The following is a 12,751-nucleotide window of genomic DNA, read 5'->3' on the forward strand; positions in this document are numbered from 1 at the left end:
ACTTACGGGGCGGTTCAGGCGAAGGGGTTAATTTCGATGCAAATACGCTGGCTAAACAGTCAGGCGTTTAACCAGCGTATCCGATTGTCTTATTTTCAGTTGATCAGGAAGCTTCGTCCGCTTACCTCTCCTCGTTTTACTCGCTTATGCAACTACCTGAAAACAAGTGCTTAAATCTGGGAAAATACGGCAGGAATCAGGAACGTACGAACAATGTTGGAAACGATTCGGGCGTTGGCGTACTCCGGAATGGCGCTGATTTTTTTCCACTCCGGGTCACTGCCGAAAGCTTTCCAGTTCTGGTCATGTTCCTCCATATTGTCGAACGTGAGCATGTATGTCAGGTTCGGGCGCAGTGGACCAATCAGGGTTTCGCCGAAAAAAACCGGGGTCAAGCCAACCCGCTTGAAAATTGCAATTTCACCGCCCTCGTTAAACATCTCTATTTTCTTTTTTCCGGCGGTTTCGTTGTGGCTCTCGTACCGGCGCAGTTCAAAAATGCGGGGCTTTTTCTCCGGCGCTTCCAGTTTCGGCATGTGCGCGAATGACTTCAGCAATGAGCTTTCAATCCGCTCGTAAGCCGGTTCCGTTGCCGTCGCATTCAAATAATCCGCTGCCGCCTGCTGATAAGCCGAATCCTTTGCCAATTGGTCCGGCAGTTTAAAATAATCGTCGAGCGATTGAAACGGTATAACCGCAACCAGCTTGGTGAATCCCTGGGGAAGATATTCGGTAAATACGCCGACCGTTTTGCTACCCAACCGATTCAAAGCCGGAATCGCAGCGTTTTGGAAATAATTTTCGACCAGCTTCTGCTGCCGTCCGTTTTTCAAGGTATATATCCGCAATTCATAAAACTCGGAGGTCGCGGTTTGTTGAACCGAAACTGAGCTTACAGGCGGCAAAAAGCTGGCAACAGAGCCTCCCAAAAGGGATGACTTTACAAATTTTCGTCTTTTCATCAAGGTTTAATTTCACTGGCAATACCGTTCATACCAGCATTTACGCATCCATGAAAGTCACAATTTTGTCGGTTCTACCTCAATTCTTAAAAGATTTGTACCGAGTATATTGAAACATTTTCCGGGCAAAAAATCAAAATTTGGTCCAATAACCCAGATTCTTTGTTCTATAAAAAATGACTTAACTGGTTTTTAATTCCTTATAAATATTTTGGCTTTGTTTTTGCGTATATACGTACAGTACTTCTTGCGAGTGCTGATAAAACAAACTAACTTTTTAGTACGTGTATGAGCCTAATTATGAATTTATTTAACTCTACTTACTAGTTACATGGCTCTTTTTATCATATTATCCAATGTCACTAACAAGGATGTTGCCTTGGGAATAAACCCAAATGGATGGATAAAGTATTTTCAATCCTACGAGGAAGCACAGAAGTATGCTGAACAAAATCAGCTTGGGGATTATAATATTTTCAAAAAAGAAAACGGTAAGCCTCCTAAAAAGAAATCCTGATCAATTTGGTAGATTTATAAACGCATATACCTCCCAAATCCTACACAATTAATTTGTTTGCAGAGCCAAACATAAACGCCATTTTAAACATGTTTTCGAGGGGAATCATAGGAATAGCAATCTCCAATATAAGTCTCCGTATTCTCTTCCCATAAACCAAATGCATTACGCCTTATAATGACTTTCCACGGAGAATGAAAGCCTTTCTGTACCAATAAACGCGTTCATATTCAGCAAAGCCTTCTATTTATTACATTCTGTATATTGTGCCTGTGTAATGATGTTAGTCTGCACTATTTTATCATTGCCCAAATGTGGTATTCCTCCAACCTATTCATTCTTATTAAAAATCAGAATTCGGCCAATCCGGAAATCATCCGCCATCCATCGGGTTTTCTTCAGCTATCCTCTGCGGACGAAGAAGCCCATCATTTGCATTAATAAATAGCTTTAAAGACTTTGAAATTTTCAAATTAAGCGAAGAGTTGTGGCCAATGTACTCAGGAGTTACCGACCTTTTAATCACCGGTTTTGTGTTTTCCTTCGTACACTTCCTTCAGGAATATACCCGTTGAACCCGAAAAAGACATAATGGCGTACTGGATGGCCGTATAGCCCTGCTTTCCGTTCGATCTGGCCAATTCCAGCATATCTTTCCGCTTCAATTCCAGGTGGTCGTTCAGCCAGGAAACCATCTGATTGAAAGCTTTATTGTATTCCTGTTCTTCTTCCGGTGTCATTCTAGTAAGAGCTAATCTACCTTCACATACAAGTAACAAAAAAAAGCACCCGGCATTTCTGCTAAGTGCTTTTTTGTTATTAAGAGCCCCCAGTCGGGATCGAACCAACGACCTACTGATTACAAGTCAGTTGCTCTACCAGCTGAGCTATGGAGGCTTTTAGACTTTATCTCCTGATCAGGAAATTGAAAACCGTATGGGCTACCTGCTTTCGTTAAATCTGGTGCAAAAATAGCAATTTTGCCCTTTCGGTCAAACAAACCGCTCTTTATTTTTCAGATAAAGAGCGGTTTTTCCCCTTATTGGGCCTCCCGAATGACTTTCAGCTGGTGCTTCAAATCTTCCAGCTGTTTCTGGGCCACCTGGATTTTCTTGTCGATATCGGCCCGCAGTTTGTCGGCGCCTTTCGACCGCCCAAAGAATTCGATGTTGTTGTTATAAACCGCAATATCGTTTTCCAAAGTCGTCATTTTCCGGCGAATATCGCCTTCCTTTTTATACAGATCCCGCGACGAACCGGTTTCGCGAACCATCTCGGCTTCGTTCTGCAACGTCAGCAGTTCTTTCTCTTTCGGTGAAATTTTGCCGTTCGCACCCACGAACGCGTTGACTGCATTGATGTAGCGCTTCTGGATGGACTGCATATCTTTCTTCGGCACGTAACCAATTTGCGACCACTCCTTTTTAAAGGTATTTAGCTGCGCCAAATCGGCGTTTGCGCTGGCGGCTACGGTTTCGATGCGCTCGCAAAGGGCTATTTTCTTCGCCAGGTTCTCCTCAAACTCTTTCTCAACCTCCTGGTTCCGAGACCGTTTTTTGTTGAAGAAACCGTCACAGGCGGCTTTAAACCGCTCAAAAATCGAATCCTTGAATTTCTCAGGAACCTGACCGATGGTTTTCCACTGGCGCTGCAGTTCAATCACCTTTTGGGTCGTTTCCGCCGACTCTTCACCGGACTCCAGAATGGATTCGACTTCTTCACAAAGCTGTGTTTTAGCCTTCAGGTTTTGCTCCCGTTTGCCTTCCAGTTGCTTGAAAAACTCACCTTTGTGGTGGAAAAACTGCTTGAGTGCCGCCCAGAACTTTTTACTCAGCTCCTTGCCTTCGTCGCGCGGCATGGGCCCCCGAATGTTGTTCCAACGATCCTGAAGCGCCATCACCTCGCGGGTTTTCTCGTTCCAGTCGTTGATGCTATTCGACGTAAATGAGGTAAACGGAATCAGTTCTTCGTATAATTTCGATTTCTCATCGTATAACTGAGCACCTTCTTTCCGAATTTCTTCATTCTGGCCCCGACGGCGGTCATAGAGCGTATCCAGCGCCTTTTTGAAACGCTGCCACAGCACCTCCTGCTCCGCTTTTGGCGCCGGACCTACGTGTTTATATTCCTCGAAAAGCGCGTTGGCTTCGTCGATAACGGCCTTGGTTACCGGATTGCCTTCGTTGGCCTGCACCAGCGCTTCCACTTTTTCGCAAAGCTCGGCTTTCTGGGTCTGGTTTTTCTTGCGATCGAGTTCTTTTAACTCAAAATAAATATTGCGGTTGCTGTAGTAGCGGTCGACCAGCGCGTGATACGTAGCCCAGAGCGTGGCATTGTGGGGGGAAGAAACATTCCCGGCCGCTTTCCATTCGTCCTGAACCTGCTTGAAACCGTTCCAACTGGCTTTGGGATCACCGGCATTATTTTCGTCGGCTTCCACCAGCTCGCGCAACCGGCGGAGCAGATCGGTCTTGACATTAAAGTTGTTATCCTTCGCCTTTTCGAGCTGCTGGAAGTACTGGTTTTTCTGGTCTTTAATCTGCTTATAAAGACTATCGAACCGGCTTACTACCTCATCCTGCTTGAATTCAAAGCCTTCTTCCGAACCGGTTTCCTGAATATAGCGTTGCAGCGCTTCCGCCCGATCGGCCGCTTTGGATTGGTCAAACAACGGACGTAATTCCTTCAGAACTTCGTCGGCCCGGCGATAATCAGACGCGGAAACCGTATCGGCTTTCAGCGAAGCCAGATTTTTTTCCAGCAAACCGACCATATCGGTTTTGGAAAGCTGGCTGTAATCCGCAGGGGGAGTTACCTCTTCCAGTTCCAAGTCCGCCACTTCAGTCGGGACAGAATGCATCTCTGCCGAGGCAGAAGACTCCAAAACGGGTTCTTCAACCGCAGTCGGGGCTTCCAGTTCCGGTTCAGCCGAAGCGGTGGTCTCGGCTTCAGCCAAGAGAGTTTCAGCCGACTCCGCAGCGGGCGCCTGTTCCGTTTTATCAGACAGCTCCGCAGTGATTTCAGTTTCATCAACCGGGTTTGGTGCCGCTGCTTCAACTTCCGCCGGTTCCGGTTCATCCGCCGTCACTGGTTCCGGAGCGGATGCAACAACGTCAGCCGGTTTGTCAATTGACTCCGGTTCTACCTTGTCGGTCGGTTCCTCATTTAATTCTACCGCATCAGTTGGCTCCGCTTCCGTATTTTTCTCTTGTGATACTTCCGGATTCAGATCCTTGCGTTCAGTTATTTCTTGCTCGTCGCTCGCCATACGATTTTGGGAATCGTTACTTTTGCAAAAATACGAAAAAAAGCGGATTAATAATTTTTGCTAAATGCTTCCACCTGTCGAAACCCGCCCACCTATGCTATCTCACCTGGCCGACCTCCGAAAAGAGTACACCCTAAACGGTTTAGACCCGCAGGATGTTTCAGCTAGTCCGTTCGCTCAATTTCAGCGCTGGTTCACCGAAGCACAGAATGCCGGGGTTCCCGAACCCAATGCCATGCACCTGGCTACGGTGGGCTCCTACAATCGACCTTCCGGCCGTATTGTTCTCTTAAAAGGATTTGATGAGTCCGGTTTTTCATTCTTTACCAACTACCAGAGTCGGAAAGGAACCGAACTGGCGGCCGACCCGTTTGCTTCGCTGACTTTTTTTTACCCTGAACTGGAACGGCAGATTCGCATTGAAGGGTCCATTCAGAAAGTACCAGCGTCCGAGTCCGACGCTTACTTCCAAATTCGTCCGCGCGGAAGCCAGATCGGGGCCTGGGTTTCGCACCAGAGCCAGATCATTGAAAACCGCAGCGTACTGGAAAACCGGCAGCGGGAATTGGAAAAGCAGTACGAAAACCAGCCCATTCCCCGGCCACCTCATTGGGGCGGTTATTTACTCACCCCCGATCGCATCGAGTTCTGGCAGGGCCGCCCCAGCCGCTTACACGACCGGGTGCTGTATCAAAAAGTCGGGGAAAACTGGATCATTGAACGGCTGGCACCTTAAAATTCTGTAAATGAACAATTAACAATGAATAATGAATTAGTTCATTGTTAATTGTTCATTCCTTAAGTTAAGGCAAAAATATCCTTCACGCCAATCGTGCGGTCGACGGTAAAACCTTCGCCGTATTTAACGCCGATGACGTGGCCGAATTCTTCGGCGCGGGCGCGGAGAAACTCCATGAATTCCTGACTGGCAATGTAGCTCATGGGTTCCGTGCTGGCGGGATCGTAAAACTGGCTCTTGTAGGCCAGCAGTGATTCCTGTTTTTTCGCGTAAAAATCGGTGATATCGACGATAAAATCGGGTTTGATGTACCGATCCTGAATCAAATGATAAACGATTTTCGGGCGCCAGGCGGCCTGTTCGTCACCCGTTGCGTCGTCGCCCAGGTTATCGATGGTTTTGATCATCCGTAAACCGGAGTAGAAACAGGCGTCCACCACCAGTTCCGACGCCCGGCCGTGGTCGGGGTGACGGTCATGAACCGCATTGGTGATGACGATTTCGGGCTGGTATTTCCGAATAGCTGAAATCAGGGCTTTCTGGTGTTCTTCATCATTCCGAAAAAAACCGTCGCGAAAACCCATGTTCTCGCGCGCCGACAACCCAAGAATTTGGGCAGCGTCGGCTGCTTCCTGCAACCGGATTTCAGGCGTTCCCCGCGTGCCTAGTTCGCCCCGGGTCAGGTCCACAATACCGACTTTTTTACCCTGCGCAACCAGCGAAAGAATGGTTCCGGCGCAACCCAGTTCGGCGTCGTCGGGATGAACGGCAATTACGAGCAGATCAAGCTTCATTTCGAAAGAAATCAAACCATAAATACATAACTAAATTTAACCCGGAACTTAATGTACTCTCAGTTTCTGGCCTGGCCGAATCCGCGAACGGGTAGAAAGATGGTTTTTCCGGGCGAGCGTCGATGCCGTCAGGCCATAACGGCGGGCAATGCTCGACAGGGTTTCGCCCGAGCGGACCCGGTGCAGGACGGTTCGTTTAAAACGCGGTTTAAAACCGGACAGGTTGACGTTTTTCCCCCGCAAATAATCCCAGACGGAAGCCGTCAGAATAAAGTGGTCGGAAATCAGGGAGTTAGTCGGAAAGTCGTACATAAAGGTCGGGCTGAAGGGGTTGCCTTCATACCGGGTTTCAAAGTGCAGGTGCGACCCGGAACTCCGACCGGTGCTGCCGCCCAGACCGATCTGGTCACCGGCTTTGATCAACTGCCCGGACTCGACCAGCGCTTTTGACAAGTGTCCGTATACGGTTTCCAGACCGTTATAATGACGAACCAGCAGGTAGCGTCCAAACCCGCCACCATCCCAACCGGAAACCCGCACGATGCCATCGAAAGCCGCATAAACCGGGTCACCGGTTTCCAGATCGAGGTCCATGCCTTTGTGCCATCGGCCCCAGCGTGGCCCGAACATGGAAGTAACTTTGCCGTCAACCGTTGGTGCCGACCAGAACCGGTTTTGCGTCGGATCGTATAATTTAAGGTCGATGACTTCGTCAAACTGGAGGGGATCGATACCGTACGGATCGACATTGTGGGGGTCCCAGATGGCAAAATAATCCGCGATTTTCACCCAATCATCACCCACCTGAACGGAGTCAATGTATTCCACAACGGCGGGTTCGCCTTCATCAATGGTTGAAGTATCCTCGGAGACAACGGGATTCACTTCTTTTTTCGGCTCAAACTGATTGTTAAATCGCAGATTGGAAGGCTCCTGTTCAAACTCCTCATCCGGTTCCTGCGCCGGAGTTTGCGTGGGGAAATTCGGATTCTCTTTCTCTGATTTCTTCGGCTTGATGCTCAGGTTCTTCTTAAATTTACCTCTCTCCTGCGCTTCGACGGTCGTTACGCTTGCCAAAAAGCAAACGCTGGCGAACAGCCACCAGACTGCCAGTTTTCTCATCCTCGGGGATAAAGTTTGACAAAGTGAGGTATGACGACTGACGATTGACCGCTGACCATTGTCGATAGTCGATGGTCAATCGTCATTCCCCCCTTTGTGGTGGTTACACATTGTATATCGTTTACGCTTCCGCGTGCATTTCAACTTCTTTCATGGCCAGATACCGTTCGGCATCCAGCGCGGCCATACAGCCCGTACCGGCGGCTGTCACGGCCTGGCGATAGGTGTTGTCCTGGGCATCACCACAGGCAAAAACCCCCGGAACATTGGTTCGCGTACTGCCTTTTTCGGTTACGATGTAACCGGTTTCGTCCATTTCAATATACGGTTTGAAAATGGCGGTGTTCGGCACGTGACCGATGGCAACGAAAAATCCGGAAATATCGATAACGCGTTTTTCGCCCGTTACCGTATTTTTAATCAGGGCACCATTCACTTCGGTTTCACCCAGCACTTCCTCGGTTTCACTGTTCCACAGGATTTCGATGTTGGGCAGCGATTTTACGCGGTTTTGCATAAATTTCGACGCCCGCATTTCTCCCCGACGAACAATCATATACACTTTCCGGCAGAGGTTGGCGAGGTAACTTGCTTCTTCGGCCGCCGTATCACCCGCCCCGACAATGGCCACGTCCTTACCGCGGAAGAAGAACCCGTCACAAACCGCACAGGCCGAAACCCCTGAACCGTTCAGCCGCATTTCCGACGGCAAACCCAGCCATTTGGCCGAAGCGCCGGTTGAAATAATAACAACGTTGGCGCTGATTTCCTGCTGGTCGTCAACCGTCGCTTTATGAATGGAACCCGAAAAGTCAACAGCAGTAACAACACCGTACCGAATATCGGTCCCAAACCGCCGGGCCTGCTGCTCCAGATCCGTCATCAATTGGGGGCCGTTGACCCCTTCCGGATAACCGGGAAAATTATCGACTTCGTTTGTAATCGTAAGTTGGCCACCCGGCTGCATACCCTGGTAAAGAACGGGCTTCATTCCCGCGCGGGATGCGTAAATGGCGGCTGTATATCCGGCCGGGCCGGAACCGATGATAAGGCAATTGACGTGTTCAGTGGTCATTAGCTGACAAAGAATTGAATGTTTTATCGGGTCGGGTTTTGTAGAATTACCCAACCATGTATCGAAAAAACAAGCGCAAAGGTGCAAAAAATTCCCGGCTTAACCAAGTTAGCGGTTAATGACTAGCAAAGGTTCCGGACATGCGCTGCGGAGTCAGAAAATTGACCATTGACGATCGACGATTGACCATAGTCTATTGCCGATTATCCATCGTCAATGGTCAGACATTAATGGTCGATCGTCAACCAAAGTCACAAAATCTTCCACTCGATCCGCCGGTTCAGCTTCCGGTTTTCTTCGGTTGTGTTGGGTGCCACCGGACGGGTTTCGCCATATCCGGCGGAGCGGATACGGGTCGGGGCGATACCGGCTTTGGCGAGGTAATTCACCACCGACTGCGCCCGTTTCTTCGATAATTCGAGGTTGTTGGCGGCCCCTCCCTGATTGTCGGTATGCCCGGAAACTTCAATCTGGACCGACGGATTCACTTCCAGAAATTTCACCAGCCGATCAAGTTCTGTACGCGATTTTTCGGCCAGATCGTAGCGGCTGGTTTCAAAAAACAGGTTGTTCAGCGTTTCTTTGGCCGGAGCGCTGCCGTCGGTCGGCTTGATCGGTTCCAGCGGCACACTCATCGTAAGTCCCTCACCTTCTCGCTTTTGCGTAAAATCGAACGACAAACTTTTGAATAGATAGCCCGGCCCGAGGACGTAAAGCGCGTATTCTCCGCCGGTAGGTAAAATGGCTGTGTACTGCCCGGTTTGCGGATCGGATTGCACGCGGGTGACGAGTTTATGGGTTGCCAGATCGATCAATTCGATGGTGGCATTCAGCGGTTTTTTCGTGCGGGCATCGGCCACCATCCCTTTCAGATAACTGACCGGACGAACCTTGTGACGCAAGGCTTCCGGCAAATCAAACACGTAAAGCCTGGAGCGTTGCTTCCCATCGCTCGCAGCCTGCTCCTGCGAATAATACGCGTGGGCTCCGTTGGCCGACACGAACAATGCCGCCTGATCGTCGGAGGTGTTGATAGGATAGCCCAGATTCTGCGGGTTCGACCAGCCGGTGGCCGTACTGTCGGCGACAAACAGATCGTAACCGCCCATGCCCATGTGTCCTTCCGACGCAAAAAACAGGCTCAATCCGTTGGCATGAATGAAAGGCGACGCTTCGTCGAAGGGCGTGTTGATCGTTTTGAGATTATACGGCGTTTTCCACTCGCCATCATCGCCCAGTTCACTGCACCAGATATCACGTCGGCCTACTCCGCCGTTTCGATCCGACACAAAATACAACCGCCGGCCATCGGCCGACAAAGCCGGTTGCGATTCCCACGAACGGGTGTTGATCACGGGGCCAATATTCTGCGGCTCCGACCAGGTGTCACCGGTTTTGCGGGAAATGTACAGATCACAACTGCCGTAACCGGTGCGCCCCTGGCAGGCCGTAAACACCAGCGTCCGGCCATCGGCCGACAGGGAGGGCGTTCCTTCGTTATTGGCCGAATTGATGCGGGACGAAATGGATTCGGGCGGGCTCCAGGTCTCGCCTTTCAGAGTCGAAACCATCAGATCCTCATCGCCTTCCGGTTTCAAAACCGTATACACCAGCGTCTGCTCGTCGGCCGTTAAGACCGGGAAATATTGCGACGGAAATGCCTGTACCGTCGGCGAAAGCGGTTGCAGTTTTACCGGCAGCGGATTCTGCACGGCCTGCTCCCCAAAACGGGCGGTTTGCAGCATTCGGTCAATTTTTTTCCACTGCAACGACTGGGGCGTGAAGAGTTTCTGATACCGCTCGATGTACGGAATGGCAACCAGGTAATTGCCTTTCTTGAGTAAATGGCTGCTCACAAACTGGTAAGCCAGACCCGTCGCGGGTTTGTCGGGCTGCTGCCGAATCGCCCGCTGGTAGACCTGAAACGCCTGATCGGGTTGCCGCATGAATTCGTAAACCTGCCCCAGTTTCAGATAAGCCTCCGTGTAGCCGGTGTCGCGCTCAACAGCCTGGTGAAATAATTCGAGGGAAAGTGGCATCTGCCGCTGCGAAAGAGCCTCAACGGCTTTTTTGTAAAGCTCAACGGCTTTTTTATTCTGGGCAGCAGCGGGAAATAAAAGCGGAGGAAAAATGAAAAGAAGCAAAAACAGGAAGGCGGTTTTTCGGCCCGCCCACCCTTTTTTCCTCACGGAATATCCATAAACTTGTGTGTTTGCAACGAAACCTGCCATTGCGGATGCTGTTTTACATACTCAACGATAAGAGGTAGCATTTCATTGGATCGACTCCACTCCGGCTGTAAAAACAGTTTGCAGTCGGGCCGGAGAGCCTCCACAAACGACTCGGCGAATGCAAAATCGCTCCTGTTATAGATAATTACTTTCAGTTCGTGCGCCTTCCGAAAAATGTCCGGATTCGGTTCCTTGAATTTCTTGGGTGAAAAACAGATCCAGTCCCAGCTACCGCTTACGGGATAAACGCCGGAAGTTTCGATATTCGTTTTGAAACCCGCATTTTTTAGTGCCAGCGTTAGGTCGGTCAGATCGTGCATCAGCGGTTCTCCGCCCGTAATCACGGCCATCCGCCCGGGAAATTGCAGTGCTCCTTCAACGAGATCGTCAATTGCATATTTCGGATGCGCATTTACATCCCAGGACTCCTTGACATCACACCAGTGACAGCCCACATCGCAGCCGCCGAGCCGGATAAAATAGGCAGCTTTTCCGGTATGCGACCCTTCGCCCTGCAACGTGTAAAACGATTCCATAACGGGAAGTCGCCGTTCAATGACCTCAGTTTGTTGTTCGATTACTTGATTCATGGCGCAAAGTTACGGAATTTGCGGGCGATGGTTTATTTATTCCCACGGCTTTCGTCAGCCTTTATGAAATACCGCCTATTTGCCTCCCTGGTTTTCGGTTTAGTATTGGCCGGAATTTGTACTTTATTCATCAGCACCACGCCCGCTGTCGCACCATCAAAGCCCAACATCGTCTTCATAATTGCCGACGACCTCGGTTGGGGAGACCTATCCAGCTACGGAGCCACCGATCTGAAAACGCCACACATCGACAGCCTGCTGCGGGCCGGATTGCGGTTTACGCATTTCTACGCCAACAGCCCGGTTTGCTCACCGAGTCGGGCGGCTTTACTGTCGGGGCAATGGCCGGAGCGCGTGGGTGTTCCCGGCGTCATTCGCGACGTAGCGAGCGACAGTTGGGGCTATCTGGCTCCCGACAAACTGCTTCCCTCCTATTTGCAACAGGCTGGTTATCATACGGCTCTGGTTGGAAAATGGCACCTCGGACTGGAAACACCAAACACGCCAAACGAACGCGGTTTTCAGGAATTTTACGGTTTTCTGGGCGACATGATGGACGATTATTACACCAAACGCCGGAACAACCATAATTTCATGCGCCACAATCGGCAGATCATCGATCCACCGGGCCACGCAACGGATGTGTTCACGGACGGCGCCGTTACCTACCTGAATTCGCGCCGGGGAAATGCCAAACCGTTCTTTCTATACCTCGCCTATAACGCACCTCACAATCCGCTGCAACCACCCGCCGAATGGCTCGAGCAGGTTAAAAAGCGCGAACCAGCCATCGATCCGACGCGGGCCAAACTTGTGGCCCTAATCGAACACATGGACGCTAACATCGGAAGATTGCTGGCAACATTGAAAAAAAACCGCCAGTTGGAAAATACCCTGATCGTTTTTACGAGCGACAACGGCGGCTGGGGACCGGGCAAAGCCAACAACGGCCCGCACCGGTCGTTCAAAGGAACGATGTACGAAGGCGGGATTCTGATTCCGGCGGGCGTTGCCTGGGCGGGTCATATTCAGCCGGGCCGCGTCTCGAATGAACCGCTGCAATTGAGCGACTGGATGCCAACCTTCCTGGAAATAACCGGACAGAAAATCACTACAACTATCGACGGAAAATCATTCCTAACGGTGTTAAACACAAATTTAAGCAACGATCCATCTTCGGTTTTCAGACAACGACCTCTCTTTTTCATCCGCAGGGAAGGAACCGACGCTTTCAAGGGGCTGACTACACAGGCAGTCCGGCTCGGCGACTGGAAACTGCTCCAAGCCAATCCGTTCTCCCCTTATGAACTGTATAATCTGAAAGATGACCCGAAAGAAACAACCAATCTGGCTGGCCAGGAAAAAGCAAAAGCGAATGAGCTAACCCTTTTATTGATGAACCAAATCCAGGAAAGCGGGTCCGTGCCGTGGCAGAAAGGAAAATAAACAATGG

General features: G+C 50.2%; 11 protein-coding genes and 1 tRNA gene. 3 read left to right on the plus strand and 9 right to left on the minus strand.

The features are described from left to right. Positions 1-170: 170 nt before the first annotated feature. The gene (locus tag GJJ30_RS15595) at positions 171-962 is read right to left on the minus strand and encodes an NIPSNAP family protein (RefSeq protein WP_154176093.1); all 792 of its coding nucleotides are present in this window, start codon (positions 960-962) and stop codon (positions 171-173) included. Positions 963-1,293: 331 nt separating this feature from the next. Between GJJ30_RS15595 and GJJ30_RS15600 the strand changes: the two genes are divergently transcribed. Then, on the plus strand, positions 1,294-1,479 hold the full coding sequence (locus GJJ30_RS15600) for a hypothetical protein (RefSeq protein ID WP_154176094.1): 186 nt from the start codon (positions 1,294-1,296) through the stop codon (positions 1,477-1,479). Between the two features lie 518 nt (positions 1,480-1,997). Here GJJ30_RS15600 and GJJ30_RS15605 read toward each other — a convergent pair. From GJJ30_RS15605 to GJJ30_RS15615, 3 genes are all read right to left on the minus strand, one after another. Next, positions 1,998-2,219, minus strand: a complete 222-nt coding sequence (locus tag GJJ30_RS15605) for a hypothetical protein (RefSeq protein WP_154176095.1) — start codon at positions 2,217-2,219, stop codon at positions 1,998-2,000. Between the two features lie 84 nt (positions 2,220-2,303). Next, positions 2,304-2,376: transfer RNA gene (locus GJJ30_RS15610), tRNA-Thr, on the minus strand. Positions 2,377-2,518: 142 nt separating this feature from the next. Continuing rightward, positions 2,519-4,747, minus strand: a complete 2,229-nt coding sequence (locus GJJ30_RS15615) for a DUF349 domain-containing protein (protein ID WP_154176096.1) — start codon at positions 4,745-4,747, stop codon at positions 2,519-2,521. 94 nt (positions 4,748-4,841) lie between these two features. On the opposite strand from GJJ30_RS15615, the gene pdxH reads away from it, so the two are divergent. After that, a complete protein-coding gene (gene pdxH / locus GJJ30_RS15620) occupies positions 4,842-5,483 on the plus strand; it encodes a pyridoxamine 5'-phosphate oxidase (RefSeq protein ID WP_154176097.1) in 642 nt (213 codons plus the stop codon). 62 nt (positions 5,484-5,545) lie between these two features. On the opposite strand, the gene bshB1 is transcribed toward pdxH, so the two are convergent. From bshB1 to GJJ30_RS15645, 5 genes are all read right to left on the minus strand, one after another. Then, positions 5,546-6,280, minus strand: a complete 735-nt coding sequence (gene bshB1, locus GJJ30_RS15625) for a bacillithiol biosynthesis deacetylase BshB1 (RefSeq protein WP_154176098.1) — start codon at positions 6,278-6,280, stop codon at positions 5,546-5,548. A 48-nt stretch (positions 6,281-6,328) separates the two neighbouring features. Then, positions 6,329-7,402 carry a peptidoglycan DD-metalloendopeptidase family protein gene (locus GJJ30_RS15630; protein ID WP_154176099.1) on the minus strand — a complete coding sequence of 358 codons (1,074 nt, stop codon included), beginning with the start codon at positions 7,400-7,402 and terminating at the stop codon, positions 6,329-6,331. A gap of 121 nt (positions 7,403-7,523) precedes the next feature. Further along, positions 7,524-8,477 (minus strand): thioredoxin-disulfide reductase, encoded by a 954-nt coding sequence (trxB, locus tag GJJ30_RS15635; protein WP_154176100.1) that lies wholly within the window; start codon positions 8,475-8,477, stop codon positions 7,524-7,526. A gap of 251 nt (positions 8,478-8,728) precedes the next feature. Next, positions 8,729-10,621, minus strand: a complete 1,893-nt coding sequence (locus GJJ30_RS15640; RefSeq protein WP_310588317.1) for an OmpA family protein — start codon at positions 10,619-10,621, stop codon at positions 8,729-8,731. A gap of 41 nt (positions 10,622-10,662) precedes the next feature. Further along, positions 10,663-11,298 carry a 7-carboxy-7-deazaguanine synthase QueE gene (locus GJJ30_RS15645; protein WP_229313157.1) on the minus strand — a complete coding sequence of 212 codons (636 nt, stop codon included), beginning with the start codon at positions 11,296-11,298 and terminating at the stop codon, positions 10,663-10,665. A 63-nt stretch (positions 11,299-11,361) separates the two neighbouring features. Between GJJ30_RS15645 and GJJ30_RS15650 the strand changes: the two genes are divergently transcribed. Beyond that, on the plus strand, positions 11,362-12,744 hold the full coding sequence (locus tag GJJ30_RS15650) for a sulfatase family protein (protein ID WP_154176102.1): 1,383 nt from the start codon (positions 11,362-11,364) through the stop codon (positions 12,742-12,744). Positions 12,745-12,751 lie beyond the last annotated feature (7 nt).

Source organism: Larkinella terrae, assembly GCF_009668025.1.
GTDB lineage: Bacteria > Bacteroidota > Bacteroidia > Cytophagales > Spirosomataceae > Larkinella > Larkinella terrae.